The organism is Microcoleus sp. S28C3 (genome assembly GCF_036700785.1).
Taxonomy (GTDB): domain Bacteria; phylum Cyanobacteriota; class Cyanobacteriia; order Cyanobacteriales; family Microcoleaceae; genus Microcoleus; species Microcoleus asticus.
Map to the genome: position 1 here is coordinate 1 of NZ_JAUBPO010000043.1, position 19001 is coordinate 19001.

3 protein-coding genes and 2 pseudogenes are annotated in these 19001 nt (G+C 42.1%); 4 read left to right on the forward strand and 1 reads right to left on the reverse strand.

What is annotated here, in order from left to right:
* A pseudogene (locus QUA13_RS14745) lies at positions 1–388 on the reverse strand (transposase); the annotation flags it as partial.
* Between the two features lie 205 nt (positions 389–593).
* On the opposite strand from QUA13_RS14745, the gene QUA13_RS14750 reads away from it, so the two are divergent.
* The 4 genes and pseudogenes from QUA13_RS14750 to QUA13_RS14765 all read left to right on the forward strand — a co-directional run bounded on the left by QUA13_RS14750 (position 594) and on the right by QUA13_RS14765 (position 18946).
* Complete coding sequence (locus QUA13_RS14750; protein ID WP_333199594.1) at positions 594–7226, forward strand: PAS domain S-box protein; 6633 nt, start codon at positions 594–596, stop codon at positions 7224–7226.
* Positions 7227–7291: 65 nt separating this feature from the next.
* A complete protein-coding gene (locus QUA13_RS14755; protein WP_333199596.1) occupies positions 7292–12745 on the forward strand; it encodes an AAA family ATPase in 5454 nt (1817 codons plus the stop codon).
* Positions 12746–12776: 31 nt separating this feature from the next.
* A pseudogene (locus QUA13_RS14760) lies at positions 12777–12965 on the forward strand (ATP-binding protein); the annotation flags it as partial.
* Between the two features lie 65 nt (positions 12966–13030).
* On the forward strand, positions 13031–18946 hold the full coding sequence (locus tag QUA13_RS14765) for an AAA family ATPase (protein WP_333199598.1): 5916 nt from the start codon (positions 13031–13033) through the stop codon (positions 18944–18946).
* Positions 18947–19001 lie beyond the last annotated feature (55 nt).

The following is a 19001-nucleotide window of genomic DNA, read 5'->3' on the forward strand; positions in this document are numbered from 1 at the left end:
AAGATAAACGAGACTCAATTTCGACAATAGAAATCACAGAAATTTCCAATCCCTGTTCCGATTTACCAGCTACACCATTATAAAAATAAGCTTTACCGTCTGTTTTTTTGCCACTTTTTCTTAAAAAAGAACAATCAATGATAGCAATAACTGTGTGTTCAGCATTTAAAGCTTCTTTCACAAAATATTGATTAAATTGTGGAAAGTTAAAGCTTTTGAGAAAGTGACGACGGTAGGTTTTTTCACTCAAACAACTATAACGACTGAGATTTGTAAAGTTGACCTTGCCATAAGCCAGCAAGATAGTTGAGAATAAAGTGATTAAAAACTTCTTTTGGGGTTGACTAATCCCTGGCATTTGTTGTAAAATGGATTCAATGATTTTCATAAGGCAATCTGTTGAGCTTGTGTGTTTCTATAGCTTAACCGAAAAGAGTGCCTTTTTTTCTGTTGATTTTGGGGTCAGATTGCACTCACTTTTTTCACTTCTCTGCTGCAAAAGCGATCGTATCCCTCTTTAAAAACTGTCCGGAGTATTGCTTCAGACTCATTTAAGCAAGCACTCGCTCATCAATTATCAAACAACAATAGCCATGAATAACTTTGACAAAATTTTTGACAAAAATAGCGACACTCCTACAAATGTTAAAATTCCCAACTATCAAATTATCTCCACAGTTTATTCAGGAAGTCGCACCTTGGTATATCGGGCTATCCGTACATCAGACCAATTACCTGTGGTCATCAAACTCCTGAAAAACGACTATCCCACCTTTAGCGAACTCGTGCAGTTTCGCAATCAATACACCATTACCAAAAACCTTAATTCACCTAGTATCGTCCAAACCTACAGCCTGGAACCCTATGAAAATGGCTATGCGCTGGTAATGGAAGACTTTGGCGGGATTTCTCTTCAGGAATGGGCGATTAAAGGGAAAAACGCATTCTCATTGAGAGAATTTTTAGAAGTCGCGAGATCCCTCTGCAATACCTTAGATATATTATATCGCGAGCGCATCATTCACAAAGACATTAAACCCAGCAATATCTTAATTAATCCTGAAACCAAACAAGTCAAATTAATCGACTTCAGCATTGCTTCCTTGTTACCGCGAGAAACCCAAACACTAATCAATCCCAATGTCTTAGAAGGAACACTAGCTTATATTTCCCCAGAACAAACAGGACGAATGAATCGGGGGATTGACTATCGGACTGATTTTTATTCTTTAGGCGTGACTTTCTACGAATTACTGACAGTTAAATTGCCTTTTGAATCCAATGACCCAATGGAGTTAGTACATTCTCATATTGCCAAAGCCTCGCCTTTAGTACATGAAATAAATTCTAAAATTCCCTTTGTACTATCAGAAATAGTCACAAAACTGATGGCAAAAAATGCCGAATCAAGATATCAGAGTGCGTTGGGTATCAAGTTTGATTTAGAAAATTGTTTAACTCAGTTACAAGTTACGGGTTCGATTGAAAGCTTTGAGATTGCACAGAGGGATGTATGCGATCGCTTCATTATTCCCGACAAACTCTATGGACGAGAAGCCGAGGTATCAACTCTACTCCAAGCCTTTGAGCGAGTCAGTCAAGGAGCCACAGAAATGATGCTAGTCGCTGGTTTTTCGGGGATTGGAAAAACAGCAGTTGTCAACGAAGTGCATAAACCTATTGTTCGCCAACGCGGTTATTTTATCAAAGGCAAATTTGACCAATTTCAACGGAATATTCCCTTCAGTGCTTTTGTGCAAGCGTTCCGAGATTTAATGGGACAATTGTTAACCGAAAGCGATTCACAAATCCACCAATGGAAAAACCAAATATTATCAGCAGTTGGAGAAAATGGTCAAGTAATTATTGAAGTCATCCCCGAACTAGAAACAATTATTGGTCCACAACCATCCGCACCAGAATTATCAGGAACAGCCGCCCAAAATCGCTTTAATTTATTGTTTCAAAAATTTACCCAAGTATTTACCAGTGCTGAACATCCCTTAGTAATGTTCTTAGATGATTTGCAATGGGCAGATTCAGCATCGCTGAAGTTAATGCAATTATTAATGGCTGATACAAGTCATCTTTTATTAATTGGTGCCTACCGCGATAACGAAGTCAATCCAGCACATCCATTAATGTTGACTTTGAGTGAGATTCAAAAAACACTCTTCACAATTAATACCATTACTTTAGCACCACTCAGTCAAGTCACAGTGACTCAATTAGTTGCTGATACCCTGAAATGCAGAAAAAATTTAGCCTTGCCTCTTTCTCAATTGGTATTTCAGAAAACCAAAGGAAATCCCTTTTTTGCTACACAGTTTCTCAAGGTATTACATCAAGAGCAACTGATTCAGTTCATCCCCCCAACCCCCCCTTATCAAGGGGGGGCTACGGGGGGATGGCAATGTGACATTGCACAAGTTAAGCAGCAAGCAGTTACGGATGATATTGTGGCTTTTATGGCATTGCAATTAGGAAAAATGCCTCCCTCAACTCAACAGGTATTGCAGTTAGCAGCTTGTATTGGGAATCAGTTTGATTTAGTAACTTTGGCAATTGTTTCGGAACACTCAGAGGTAGAAACGGCTTCTAATTTGTGGAGAGCACTGCAAGAAGGATTGATTTTACCAATTAGTAGTTCTTATAAATTTTATCATGGGGAAGAGCAGCAAGAATCGGCAGTGGAAAGTGAGAATAGCTCTAAACAAATAGCTAAATATAGCTTTTTACACGATCGCGTCCAACAAGCCGCCTATTCCCTAATTCCCGATCGCCAGAAAGCTTCAATCCATCTGAATATAGGTCAACTGCTGCTCGCTCGCACATCAGATATAGAACAGACCAACAAACTATTTGATATCGTCAATCACCTGAACAGGGGATTGACATTGGTCGCCCGGCCCGCAGAACGAGAGAAAATTGCCCAGTTAAACGGACTCGCCGCCAAAAAAGCCAGGTCTGCAACCGCCTATGAATCTGCTATGACCTACGCAACTACGGGAATCACCCTGCTAAAGCCCGATTGTTGGCAAAGTCAGTATGAATTGGTACTAATGTTGCATGAATTGGCGGCTGAAAATGCCTTTCTTGCTGGAGAATATGAGCAAATGGAACATTGGGCGCAGATAGTGTTGCAGCAAGCAAAAACACTACTCGATCGGGTGAAAATCTACGAGATAGAGATTCAAAACCATATATTCCAGCATCAATTCTTGGATGCGCTCGCCTTGGCGAAACAAGTGCTAAGTCAATTGGGTATTCAATTACCCGATTGTCCTACTCAGGAAGATATCCAGCAGGGATTTCAGTATACGGTGAACCTGTTGGCAGGTAGACCGATCGAGGAGTTATTAAACCTGCCCCCCATGACGGCATCTGAACCCCTGGCAGCGATGAGAATTGCCGCCAGCGCTGCACCAGGCATTTATAATACAAATCCTTTGTTATATCCATTACTGATTTTTTCGCAGGTAAATGCCTCGATTCAACATGGCAACGCACCGTTCTCTGCCTTCTTTTATGTCAGCTATGGCCTGCTCTTGAATGGCATTTTAGAAGACATGGAAGCGGCAGAGCGGGCTGGCAAGCTAGCGTTAGCGGTAATCGAAAAACTCAATGCCAAGGAGGTTGAATGTAGAATCCGCGTCATATTGGGGGCATTTGTTCTGCATGGAACTACTCATTTGCAAATGTCAGTGCCAGTTCTACGGGAAAGCTACCAAATTGGATTAGATACCGGAGATTTGGAATTTGCGGGTTATGGCGCATTTCATAGCTGCAAAATTGCCTACTTCAGCGGTCAGGAACTCTTAACGCTGGAGCGAGACATCCACGCCTACAGCCAGATGCCGAAGCATCTCAAGCAGATTCAGACGTTTAACTGCTTTCAAATACTCAGACAGGCGGTTTTAAAACTGTTGGGCAATGCTCACAATTCCCAGCTTTTGGTGGGCGATATGTGCGACGAGGCGCAGTTCCTACCCCAGTTGTTGGCAGCCAACGATCTGCAGGGGCTTCATTTCTTCTATCTCCATAAATTGATTCTTGGCTATCTGTTTGATGACACGGCGCAATCCCTGTCAGAGATTGCGACTGAGGGCAGACAGTATTTAGCAGCAGGGGCAGGTATTGTTACGGTGCCAATCTTTTACTTCTATGATTCTCTTGCTGCTTTAACTGGAGATTGTAGTGGGGATTCTGATTTGACCGATCGCTTGCAACGGGTAGCAGAAAATCAGACAAAGTTGCAGAAGCGGGCACACCATGCACCGATGAACTACTTGCACAAGTGGCATTTGGTGGAGGCCCAAAAGCATCGAGTGTTAGGTGAAAAAGCCTCAGCGATCGACTTGTACGATCGCGCTATTGCTCTTGCTAAAGAACACGGTTATATCCAAGAAGAAGCACTTGCCAACGAACTAGCCGCCAAATTCTACCTCGACTGGGGCAAAGAGCTCATAGCTCAGTCATACATCACCCAAGCCTACTATGCCTATGCTCGTTGGGGTGCTAAAGCTAAAGTTGCCGACTTGGAAAGGCGCTATCCCCAACTGCTGGCTCCCATATTACAGCAAACCCGTTCTCCCCTCTCCACTAATGAAACCATCTTCGCCTTGGGGAGTCTCACTTCCACAATTGGAGCAACTTCTAGCAGTAGTAGTGTCTCTCTCGCTTTAGATTTAGCTGCAATTCTCAAAGCTTCTCAAACTATTGCAGGTGAAATCGAATTTGAAAAACTGCTTTCATCGTTACTTTCGATCCTCATCGAAAATGCGGGAGCCAATAAATGCGTGTTAATGCTGTTGCGAGACCAACGCTTGCTGATTAAAGGGTCAATTACTGTGGGAACGGAACCAGTCGTATTGCAACGCCTTCCCATTGAAGAGTGCCAAGACATTCCCCACAAACTAATTTACAAAGTCAAGCACGAGCGGCGAACTGCTGTGCTGATTGATGCTAGTGCCGATCCGACTTTAGCTAATGACCCGTATATTATTCGTCAGCAGCCTTCTAGTATCTTGTGCAGCCCGATTTTGCATCAGGGCAAGTTGTTGGGCATTTTATATCTAGAAAATACTTTAGTAACGGGGGCGTTTACGAGCGATCGCGTCGAACTCCTCAACATACTTTGCGCTCAAGCTGCTATCTCACTAGAAAATGCCCGACTCTATCAGGAAGCCCAACAAATGCTGGCAGAACTCAGTGCCAGCAAAGCCCGCTTTCAGAAGCTGGTGGATAATGTGCCTGGGATGATTTACCAGATCCGTCTGGATCTCGATGGTTCTGTTTCAATTCCCTACGTTAGTCCAGGCTGCGCCGATCTATATGAAGTACCACCTGAAGAGTTCTTGACAGGAATCAGAGACTTTCGGATGCTGGAGTATCCCGACGATCGCCCAGCCATGACCCAGGCGTTCGTCCATTCTGCCCAGACTCTCATGCCATTTGAGCAGCAATGGCGTATTATTACGACCTCTGGCACTGTGAAATGGGTGCAGGCGGTATCACGACCAGAACGGCAAGCCGACGGTTCGATTATCTGGGATGGCGTGACGATCGATATTAGCGATCGCACGCTTGCAGAGAAATCTCTCAGACTCACTCAGTTTGCCATCGATCGTTCCAGCGTGCCGGTCTGGTGGGTTAAACCGAGTGGACAGATTTCTTATGTTAATGATGCCGCCTGCCGCGATCTCGGCTATTCCCGAATCGAGATTTTGCAAAAACACGTTTGGGACTTCAACCCCGATCTTTCGTCAGAAGCTTGGAAAAAGCATTGGCAGGAGGTTAAAGAGCAGGGTTCCTGTGTCTTGGAAACTTACAATTTCAACAAATCAGGGCATTGCTATCCGGTAGAAGTAACAGTTAACTACCTTGAACTCGACGGCGAAGAGTACAACTGTACGTTTGTGAAAAATATTAGCGATCGCAAACTTGCAGAAGCACAACTTCGAGCATCCCAACAACGACTCCAGCTATTGGTTCAACAAACTCCACTAGCAGTGATAGAGTGGGATACCAATTTTCAGGTTACTGACTGGAACCTAGCAGCAGAAAGAATCTTTGGCTACACCAAGAAGGAAGCTTTGGGGCGTAAATTCACATTCATTATTCCTCAAAGCATTCAAGCAGAAATGGAGCTAGTTAGCATCGATATCATATCGCAGCAGGGCGGTAATTACAGTATCAATGAAAATGTTACCAAGGATGGCAAAACTATTATTTGTGCTTGGTATAACAATCCGCTTGTGAATGCCAAGGGCGAGTTAATTGGAGTTGTTTCCTTGGCAGATGATATTACCGAGCGCCAACTAGCCGAAGCGGTCATCCTTCAAAAATCTCAAGAATTAGAGGAAGCCTTACATGACTTGCAGCAAACCCAATTGCAAATGATTCAAAGTGAAAAAATGTCAGCGTTGGGTAACTTAGTTGCTGGTGTCGCTCACGAAATCAATAACCCCGTTGGCTTCCTAACTGGCAATTTGAGTGAAGCCAAATCCACAGTTCAAGACTTAGTGGAGCATCTCAATCTCTATCGCGAGCGCGCACCAGAAACAGAGATTGCAGACCATGCCGAAGATATCGATTTAGATTATATCATCGAAGACTTGCCCAAAATGATTGATTCGATGCAATTGGGCTGCGATCGCATCAAAGGTATCAGCACTAGCCTTCGCACGTTTTCTAGAGCTGACAAAGACTACAAAGTTGCTTTTAACATCCACGAGGGCATCGATAGCACGACCTTAATTCTCAAATATCGATTGAAAGCCAACGATGAGCGGCCTGCCATTGAAGTAGTGAAAGATTACGGCAATATTCCGGCGATAGAATGCTTCCCCGGACAGCTTAACCAGGTGTTTATGAACATTTTCGCCAATGCAATCGATGCGTTGGATGAATCAAATACTGGTCGAAGTTTTGCGGAAATTCAGGCGAATCCCAACCGCATTACAATTACTACTTCAAGAGAAAATCATCAGGTCAAAATTGTCATTGCTGATAATGGTCAGGGGATGGATGAATCAGTCAAACAAAAAATATTTGATCATTTGTTTACTACGAAAGTTGTCGGTAAAGGTACGGGATTGGGATTGGCGATCGCACGTCAAATTATCGTCGAAAAACATGGCGGTTCCCTGAACGTCAACTCTATAATGGGAACTGGAACTGAATTTATCATCACCTTGCCAACTAAATCCGAACAAAAAAGTTAATTTTATGCCAGCATTCAGACTCATTTAACAACCACTGACTCATCAATTATCAAACAGCAACAGCCATGAATAACTCTAAGACAAACAACAACCATCATCCAACTGTTCAAATTCCCAACTATCAAATTATCGAACCAGTTTATTCAGGAAGTCGAACCTTGGTATATCGGGCTATCCGTACCAACGATCGACTACCTGTCGTCATCAAGCTGCTAAAAAATGACGATCCTACCTTTAGCGAACTGGTACAGTTTCGCAATCAATACACCATTGCCAAAAATCTTAACTCACCTCATATCGTACAAACTTATAGCTTGGAACCATATCAAAATGGCTATGCGTTAGTGATGGAAGATTTCGGGGGAATTTCTCTTCACGAAGAGGCGATTAAAGGGAAGAACTTACTATCTTTGAGAGAGTTTTTGTCAATCGCGATCGCCATCTGCAACACCTTAGATATACTGTACCGCGAGCGCATCATTCATAAAGACATCAAACCCAGTAATATCTTAATTAATCCCGAAACCAAACAAGTCAAATTAATTGACTTCAGCATTGCTTCCTTGTTACCGCAAGAAACCCAAACACTAATTAATCCCAATGTGTTAGAAGGGACACTAGCTTACAGTTCTCCCGAACAAACTGGTCGAATGAATCGGGGGATTGACTATCGGACAGATTTTTATTCTTTGGGTGTGACTTTCTTTGAATTACTCGCAGGAAAGTTACCTTTTGAATCCAATGACCCAATGGAATTAGTCCATTCTCATATTGCCAAACAACCAGCACTTTTAGAAGGAAGTCGGGAAGAAAAAATACCGCAAGTGGTGGCAGATATAGTGATGAAATTGATGGCGAAAAATGCGGAAGACCGATATCAAAGTACCTTGGGGCTGAAATTTGATTTAGAAAAATGTTTGCATCAGCTACAAGAAACTGGTGAGATTAATGATTTTCCCATTGCTCAAAGAGATGTGAGCGATCGCTTCATCATCCCTGACAAACTCTACGGAAGAGAAACCGAAGTAGAAACTTTACTGCAAGCATTCGATCGAGTCAGTCTTGGTACAACAGAAATGATGTTAGTTGCTGGGTTTTCCGGAATTGGAAAAACCGCCGTCGTCAACGAAGTTCATAAACCAATTGTTCGCCAACGCGGTTATTTTATCAAAGGAAAATACGACCAATTTCAACGCAATATTCCCTTCTCTGCTTTTGTACAAGCATTTCGCGATTTAATGGGGCAATTGTTAACCGAAAGTGATGTCCAACTAGAGCAATGGAAAAATCAAATATTAGAGGCTGTGGGAGACAATGGTCAGGTAATTATTGAAGTCATTCCCGAATTAGAAAAAATCATTGGCGAACAACCACCAGCAGTGGAATTATCAGGAACGGCAGCCCAAAATCGCTTTAATTTATTGTTTCAAAAATTTACCCAAGTCTTTACTAGCGCGGAACATCCATTAGTGATGTTTTTAGATGATTTACAATGGGCTGATTCAGCATCATTAAAGTTGATGCAGCTATTAATGGCTGATATCGGTCATCTTTTCATCATTGGTGCTTATCGAGATAACGAAGTCAATCCAGCCCATCCATTAATGCTGACTTTGAGCGAAATTCAAAAAAAACAAGCAACCATTAACACTATTACTTTAACACCCCTAAGTCAATCCCTAATCAATCAATTAGTCTCTGATACCCTAAAAAGTACAGAAAATTTGGCATTACCCCTTTCACAATTAGTCTATCAAAAAACTAAAGGCAACCCATTTTTTGCCACCCAATTTCTCAAAGCCCTACACGAAGAAAATATCATTCAATTTAACTTGGAGTTAGGCTGTTGGCAATGCGATTTGTCCAAAATTAATCAACAAGCCTTGACCGATGATGTTGTAGAATTTATGGCGTTGCAGTTAGAGAAGTTACCCTTAGCAACCCAGAATATTCTGAAGTTAGCCGCTTGTATTGGCAATCAGTTCGATTTAACAACATTAGCAATTGTTTCAGAACACTCAGAAGTAGAAACCGCAGCTAATTTATGGAAAGCATTGCAAGAAGGTTTGATTTTACCAATTGGTGATGTTTATAAATTTTATGTAGGGGCAGAAAGTCAAGCCGTTACGCCAGAAAAGTCTCAAAATGTTACCTACAAATTTTTACACGATCGCGTTCAACAATCCGCCTATTCCCTAATTCCCAACGACCAAAAACAGGCGACTCATTACCAAATCGGAAAACTACTGCTGCAACAGATTTCCACACAAGCTAGAGTTGACCGTATTTTTGAAATCGTCAATCAATTAAATCACGGAACTGTTTTAATTACCCAACCAACAGAACGAGAAGAATTAGCCCAACTCAATTTAATTGCCTGTCGCAAAGCCAAAAGTTCAACCGCCTATCAAGCAGCGCGTGAATATGTCACAGTGGGATTGTCTTTGTTGGAGAAAAATACTTGGCAGCAGCAGTATGAAATGACTCTCGCCTTATATGAATTAGCTGCGGAAGTAGCGATGCTAAACGGTAACTTTGAGGCAATGGAACAGTTCATTGATATTGTCATTCAACAGGCACGCTCCTTACCTGAAAAAGTAAATGTTTACTGTATTAGAATTCAATCTCATATTTCCCAAAATAAACTGACATCAGCGATCGCGATCGCCCAACCAGTCTTACAACAGCTTGGTGTCACCTTTCCTGAAACACCGACACCATCAGATCTTCAACAGGAAATCCAAGAGATTGAGGAACTTATTGGAAATAGGGAAATTGCCGATTTGGTTAACTTGCCTGAGATGAGGGATGTGGAAAAACTCGGTACTATTAAGATTGCCAATATCATCAGCCCAGCAGCTTACTTCACTGGCTCTGCGCTGTTCCCATTGCTGAATACTTTGTCGGTTAAACTTTCCATTCAGTACGGTAACACATCGATTTCTGCTTTCGGCTATACGAACTATGGCAATATTCTCTGCAATTTCTTCCAAGCCATAGATACAGGATCGCAGTTTGGTTCCCTGGCACTCCAGATTATTTCAAAACTAGATGCCAAAGCAAGTAAAACAGATGTTTTACTTACTTTGGGGTTATTTGTTGTACACCGCAACTCTCACATTCAAGAAACACTACCCCTGTTGCAAGAAGGTTACACCACTGCCATAGAATTTGGGAACTTGTTATTTGCTGGGTACAATGGCCACAGTTTTTGTCTCAATTCTTTTTGGTGCAGTCAATCCCTGGCTACCTTAGAGCAGGATATTTGCGCCTACTGCCATAGTTTGATGCAATTAAATCAATTGACAACTGCAAATTATTGCCGGATTTATTGGCAACCTGTTTTAAATTTGCTAGGTCTTGCAGAACATACCACCCTTTTGTCTGGGAAAGCCCTTGAAGAAACGGAATTTCTCCAGCAGCTACAATCTGCCAATGATAAGTATGGATTGTATATTTTCCATTTGTATAAACTGATGCTTTGTTTCTTGTTTGGAGAAATTGAGCCAGCGAAAAATCATGCTATTGAGGTCAGGCGCTATTTTATGGCTGGTGCGGGATTAGTCAGCGAACCAGTATTTTATCTTTATGATTCTCTGTTAACTCTGGCACAATTGAATCCAGAGGTAGAGGAAACAGCAGAAGCATTGCAGGGTGTAATAGAAAACCAAACCAAGTTACAACAATGGGCGGATCATGCTCCCATGAATTATCAACATAAGGTCGATATCATAGAGGCGGAAAGATGTCGAGTATTAGGACAAAAAGCTAAAGCAATTGAGTTTTACGACCAGGCGATTTCTGGAGCCAAAGCCAACCAATATACCCAAGAAGAAGCACTTGCCAACGAACTAGCTGCTAAATTCTACTTAGATTGGGGGAAAGAAAAAGTTGCACAATCTTACATGATTGAAGCCTATTACTGTTATTCCCGTTGGGATGCCAAGGCTAAACTAGCTTATTTAGAACACCACTATCAACAACTACTGAAAGCTATTCTCCAACCTGCTAACTTTGTCATCACATCTGGGACAACCATCAACCCTACCCGGATGGAAAGCCTAACTAGCGTCAGTAGTAGCGAGAATTTATGGTTAGATTTTCCAGCAGTAATGATGGCGGCACAAGCCATTTCACAAGAAATTGAATTAGAGAAACTGTTAGCCACTTTGATGCAGATTACGCTTGCGAATGGGGGAGCACAAATCGGTTGTTTAGTGCTGCGCCAAGACCGACAATGGTTAGTCGTCGCTCAAGCCGCACAAAAGCAGACAAAAATATTAGAAATTCCTCTGGAAGAATATCAAGAAATTCCTCAGAGTTTGATTTATGCGGTGGCACGAACTCAAGCGACGGCTGTTTTTGACAACTTAAGTACAGCCGACAAATTTGCAGGCGATCGCTATATTATCGCTCATCAACCTAAATCAGTTTTATGTACTCCAATTATTCGCCAAGGAAAACTCGTCGGTATTGTGTACTTAGAAAATAACTTAACAGTGGGAGCATTTACTAATGAGCGAGTAGAAATTATCCAGATGCTCGCAGCTCAAGCAGCGATCTCTATTGATAATGCTCGTTTATATAAACAAATAGAGAACTATTCCCAAAGATTAGAAGCCGAAGTAGCGCAAAAAACGGAAGATTTAAGCCAAAAAGCTTTTGATTTAGAGCAAGCATTTAAAAACTTACAACAAACCCAAGCACAATTAATTCAGAGCGAAAAAATGTCATCTCTCGGTCAACTGGTAGCTGGGATTGCTCACGAAATCAACAATCCAGTAACATTTATTCGTGGTAATGTTGCACATATAGAGGATTATGTCAAAGATTTGCTTGTTTTACTTAATATTTATCAACAAGAGTATCCTGAACCCAGTAAAGTAATTCAAGCGAAAATAAAAGAAATGGATTTAGAATTTATCTGGGAAGATTCAATTAAAATTCTGGAATCTATGAAAGCAGGGAGCGATCGCATTAGCCAAATTATCCTGAGTTTGCGTAACTTTTCCCGCTTAGATGAAGCCGACATGAAAGCAGTAGATTTACATACCGGAATTGAAAGCACTTTGCTAATTTTACAAACTCGCTTAAGACTGAGCGATGGCAAATCAGAAATACAAGTTATTAAAGAGTATGGAAATCTGCCCAATGTAATTTGTTATGCTAGTGAGATCAATCAAGTATTTCTGAGTATTATCAGTAACGCTATTGATGCTCTTCAATCAATTAAGAAAACAGATAAAAACCCTGCAATCAGGATTCAGACTGAATTCATTAAAAAAGACAGGGTTAGAATTAAAATCACTGATAATGGTGCCGGTATCCCGGCGAATATTCAATCCCGAATATTCGATCCATTTTTTACAACTAAACCAGTGGGTAGCGGTACAGGTTTGGGTTTATCTGTTAGCTATGGAATTGTCAAAAAACATGGCGGTAAATTAACCTGTAATTCTAGAGTTGGAGATGGTACAGAGTTAGCGATCGAGATTCCCATCAGCTATATTAGAGCATAAAGAAGCATCTTACTGCTACGCCCGTTGGGAGATCAAACAAAAGATATTCGATCATTTATTGAGGACGAAAGCAGTGGGGAAAGGAACGGGATTGGGATTGGCGATCGCACGTCAAATTATCGTTGAAAAACATGGCGGTTCCCTGAACGTCAACTCTATAATGGGAACAGGAACTGAATTTATCATCACCTTGCCAACTAAATCCGAACAAAAAAGTTAATTTTATGCCAGCATTCAGACTCATTTAACAACAACTGACTCATCAATTATCAAACAGCCACAGTCATGAATAGCTCTAACACAAAGAACAACAATCATCCAACTGTTCAAATTCCCAACTATCAAATTATCGAACCAGTTTATTCAGGAAGTCGCACCTTGGTATATCGGGCTATCCGTACCAACGATCGACTACCTGTCGTCATCAAACTGCTGAAAAACGACTATCCTACCTTTAGCGAACTGGTACAGTTTCGCAATCAATATACCATTGCTAAAAACCTTTGTCAACCTGGAATCATCAAAACTTATAGTCTCGAACCCTATCGAAATGGCTATGCGTTAGTAATGGAAGACTTTGGGGGTATTTCGCTTCACGAATGGGCGATTAAAGGGAAGAACGCACTATCTTTGAGAGAGTTTTTGTCAATCGCGATCGCACTGTGCAATACCTTAGATATATTGTATCGCGAGCGCATGATTCACAAAGACATTAAACCCAGCAATATCTTAATTAATCCTGAAACCAAACAAGTCAAATTAATCGACTTCAGCATTGCATCTTTGCTACCGCGAGAAACCCAAACACTAATCAATCCCAATGTCTTAGAAGGAACACTAGCTTATATTTCCCCAGAACAAACGGGTCGAATGAATCGGGGGATTGACTATCGAACAGACTTCTATTCTCTCGGCGTAACTTTATACAAATTACTCACAAAAGAGTTACCTTTTCAATCAAACAATCCAATGGAATTGGTGCACTGCCATATTGCGAAAGCCTCGCCTTTAGTACATGAAATCACTGATAAAATTCCCTCTGTACTATCAGAAATAGTCACCAAAATGATGGCAAAAAATGCCGAAGAAAGATATCAGAGTGCGTTGGGGATAAAGTTTGATTTAGAAAATTGTTTAACTCAGTTACAAGTTACGGGTTCAATTGAGAGCTTTGAGATTGCACAGAGGGATGTATGCGATCGCTTCCTCATCCCCGACAAACTCTATGGACGAGAAACCGAAGTAAAAACCCTACTCCAAGCCTTTGAGCGAGTCAGTCTGGGTGCAGCAGAAATGATGCTAGTAGCTGGGTTTTCTGGAATTGGAAAAACAGCCGTTGTCAACGAAGTGCATAAACCAATTGTGCGCCAACGCGGTTATTTCATTAAAGGCAAATACGATCAATTTCAGCGCAACATTCCCTTCAGTGCTTTTGTGCAAGCATTCCGAGATTTAATCGGGCAGTTATTAACAGAAAGCGAGACTCAAATTCAGCACTGGAAAAGCCAAATATTATCAGCAGTTGGAGAAAATGGACAAGTCATTATTGAAGTCATTCCCGAACTAGAAAAAATTATTGGTCAGCAATCACCCGCACCAGAATTATCAGGAACAGCAGCCCAAAATCGCTTTAATTTATTGTTTCAAAAATTCACCCAAGTCTTTACCAGTGCTGAACATCCATTGGTGATGTTTTTAGATGATTTGCAATGGGCAGATTCAGCATCGCTGAAGTTAATGGAGCTATTAATGGCTGATACAAGTTATCTTTTATTAATTGGTGCATACCGCGATAACGAAGTTAATCCAGCACATCCATTAATCTTGACCTTGAGTGAAATTCAAAAAAACCAAGCAACGATTAATACGATTACTTTAGCGCCATTGAGTCAAGTCAAAGTCAATCAATTAGTGGCTGACACACTGAAATGTCCAGAAACTTTGGCATTACCTCTTTCTCAATTAATCTCTCAAAAAACTCAAGGAAATCCATTTTTCGCTACCCAGTTTCTCAAAGCATTACATCAAGATCGACTGATTCAATTCACCCCCCCAACCCACTCTTACCAAGGGGGCGCTACAGGGGGGTGGCAATGTGACATTGCACAAGTGAATCAGCAAGCAGTTACAGATGACGTTGTGGTCTTTATGGGTTTTCAATTGCGAAAACTACCGCCATCAACTCAACAGATATTGCAGTTAGCAGCTTGTATTGGCAATCAGTTTGATTTAGCAACTTTGGCAATTGTTGCAGAAAAATCAGAAATTGAAACGTCGGCGGATTTATGGAAAGCATTACAAGAAGGGTTGATTTTGCCGCTGAGCGATGTTTATAAGTTTTATCAGGGAGAAGAAAATGAGAGATTGGTAGTGTCAAATGAAAATACTACTAAACAAATAGCCAAGTATAGATTTTTACATGACCGAGTACAACAAGCAGCTTATTCCCTGATTCCCGACAAACAGAAAACAGCAACTCATCTCAAAATTGGCAGGTTACTTCAACAAAAATTATCCCAGCTAGAGCAAGAAGAAAAACTGTTCGATCTGGTCGGGCATTTGAATTTAGGAATTGAGTTAATTATTCAACCGCAACAACGAGAAGCCTTAGCTCAACTTAACTTAAAAGCGGGACAGAAAGCTAGAAATTCTACAGCATACACTGCGGCAAGAGTCTATCTGCAAACAGGGATTGAGTTACTGACAGCTAACTGCTGGCAAAGTCAGTATAAATTGACTCTGAGCCTCTATATTGCTGCTACCGAAGCCGCTTATTTGAATGCCGATATAGACAGCATGGAACAGATGGCTGCACTGGTGTTACAAAAAGCTGAGACGATTTTAGACAAAGTTAAAATTTACGAAATTCAAATCATGGCACTGACTGCCCAGAGTCAGATGTTAGAAGCTATTGCAGTGGCCAGAGATGCCTTGGGGCAATTGGGAGTTGAATTCCCGATTGCACCTGATGAAGCCAAAATTAGCCAAGTGCTACAGACTCTTGCAGGCCAACTAAGCAATAGACGGATTGAAGAACTAATCGATCTCCCGATCGTGAGCGATCCTCAGACTCAGGCCGCCATGCAAATGTTAGGAATGTTATTTGCACCTATTATCCAGGGAATGCCGGGATTACTGCCTATACTGAGCGCGACGATGGTGAGTTTATCCCTCCAGTTTGGGAATTCGCCTGCATCAACAGTGGGGTATGTGATTTATGGTCTGGTACTGTGTGGTTTTTTGGGAGAAGTGGAAACAGGCTATCGCTTTGGGCGATTGGCACTGAATTTGATTGACCGATTTAATGTGCGGGAATTCAAGAGCAAGGTTCTACTTCTATTTGGGTCTTTTATCCAACATCGTCAGGAAGCTGTGAGGGCAACGATGCTGACGGGTAAAGATGGCTATGCGACTGGTATAGAAACTGGCGATTTTTTCAACGCTGGCTATAGCATCGGCATTTACTTAAATGCCAAACTTTTTGGTGGGGTAGAACTAGACACTTGGGAACCTGAGATTGCAGTTTACAGGGGCGTTCTGGCAGAGGTAAAGCAATATTCTGCAAAGACTTATTTGGATATAAAACAGCAGGCGATACAAAACTTGAGGGAAACTCGTATTCTGTCGGATTGCTTAATTGGTGATGCCTATGATGAAACGGTGATGATTCCTAAGCACCATCAGGACAACGATCTCACAGCGATCGCTATTGCTTACTTCTACAAATTTTTCCTGGCCTACTGTTTTGGCAATTACACGGCTGCCCTAGACCATAGCGCTCAAGTCAAACAGCATTTAATGGCAATATCAGGCTTGATTTTTATTCCCATTTTCCATTTCTATACAGCTCTGATGCATTTGGCACTCTTCCCCAGGCAGCCAGAAATTGAGCAAGCCGAACTTCTCGCTTTGGTGGAAACCCATCAAACTATTTTGCATCAATGGGCGCAGAATGCTCCCATGAATCATCAGCATAAATGGTATTTAGTTGAGGCCCAAAAGTATCGGGTTTTAGGCAATAAAGCCGAAGCAATTGAACATTACGATCGCGCCATTTCAGGAGCCAAAGCCAACGAATACATCCAAGAAGAAGCACTAGCCAATGAACTAGCCGCCAAATTTTACCTCGACTGGGGTAAAGTGCGCATTGCCCAGGAATACATGACGAACGCCTACTATGGCTATGCTCGTTGGGGCGCTAAAGCCAAAGTCGCCGACTTGGAGCGATGCTATCGGCAACTTCTCGCCCCCATCCTCCAGCAAACCCGTTCTCCCTTCTCCCCTCACGAAACTATCTTCTCATTGGGGAGTAGCTCCACCAGTTCTCCCAGTTCCAGCAGTAGCAGCGTCTCTGTAGCTTTAGATTTAGCCGCCATTCTCAAAGCTTCCCAAACTATCTCAGGTGAAATCGAATTTGAAAAACTACTCTCGGCATTGCTGCATATTGTCATCGAAAATGCGGGGGCTGATAAATGCGTCTTCATGCTCTTGCGAGACAATCGCCTGTTGATCGAGGGGTCAATTATCGAGGGTGCGGAGCCAGTCGTGTTGCAGCGCCTTGCCATTGAGGACTCTCAGGATATTCCCCTGAAGCTGATTTACAAAGTCAAGCACAACAGGCAGACCGCTGTGCTGCTGGATGCGAGTGCCGATCCGACCTTAGCCAATGACCCGTATATCATTCGTCAGCAGCCGTATAGTATCTTGTGCAGCCCGATTTTGCATCAGGGCAAGTTGATGGGCATTTTATATCTAGAAAATAATTTAGCGAGGGGGGCATTTACAAGCGATCGCGTCGAACTGCTCAATTTACTCTGCGCTCAGGCGGCTATTTCCCTAGAAAATGCTCGACTTTATAAACAGTCACAAACCTATTCCCAACAGCTAGAGCACTCGCTCGAAAACTTGAGTGCGAGCAACTCTCGCTTTGAGAAACTTGTAGATCGCGTTCCTGGCGTTGTTTATCAAGCCCGCTCGACTGCCGATGGGGTCAGATATATCACCTACGTCAGTGCCGAGTGTTACGACTTGTTTGAATTTACGCCAGAGCAAGCGATCGCTAATATGCAGTTTCTTATAGAATCGGTCCATCCAGAGGATGCTGCTAGTTACCAACAGTCCGTTACTGACTCGATACAAACCCTAACTGCTTTGGATTGGTCAGGGCGAATTGTGACACCATCGGGAATTCTCAAGTGGATTCACATCGAAACTCGCATCGAACAACAGGTGGATGGAACTTTGATTTGGGATGGATTGGTGTTAGATATTAGCGATCGCAAACGTGCCGAAGCCGCCATCATTCAAAAATCTCAAGAATTAGAGCAAGCCTTACAAAACTTGCAGCAAACCCAATTGCAAATGATTCAAAGCGAAAAAATGTCAGCATTGGGAAACTTAGTTGCTGGGGTTGCTCACGAAATCAACAACCCTGTTGGCTTCCTAACTGGCAATATTACCCCTGCCTTAGATTACATTAAGGATTTGTTTGGATTAATCGATCTAGTGCAACAAAAATATCCTCAACTAGAGCCAGAGATTCAAGAAGAAATCGAAACCATTGAGCTTGACTATATCCGGGAAGACTTACCTCGGTTAGTTGAGTCGATGCGAGAAGGTGTGAAGCGGATTCAAGACATTAGTGTTAGTCTGCGGACCTTCTCGCGTGCGGATAGCGATCGCCCGGTTGCCTGTAATATTCACGAGGGCATTGATAGCACGATTATGATCCTCAAACATCGTCTGAAAGCCAACGACACTCGCCCCGAAATCAAAGTAATTAAGGAATATAGCGCTCTACCCAAAATCGAATGCTATGCTGGACAATTAAATCAGGTATTCATGAATATTTTGGGAAATGCGATCGATGCTTTGGATGACTTCAATATTGGACGGAGCTATGCAGAGATTAAAGCCAATCCCAATCAAATTATCGTCAAAATAGAATTATCTGGCGATAGAAAACAGGTGGTAATTCGGATTAAAGACAATGGTATTGGCATGAGTGAAGCGGTGCGGGAGCAAGTTTTTGATAATTTATTTACGACTAAGAGTGTGGGTCAAGGAACGGGTTTGGGATTAGCGATCGCGCGTCAAATTGTGGAAGAAACTCACGGTGGAAAATTGAACTGTGCTTCTCTACTGGGAAAAGGAGCAGAGTTTATCATTACCTTACCAACTAAAGCCGAACAAACAAGTTAATTCAACCTAGGAGTCAGGCTCATTTAAGCAACCACTCACTCATCAATCATCAAAT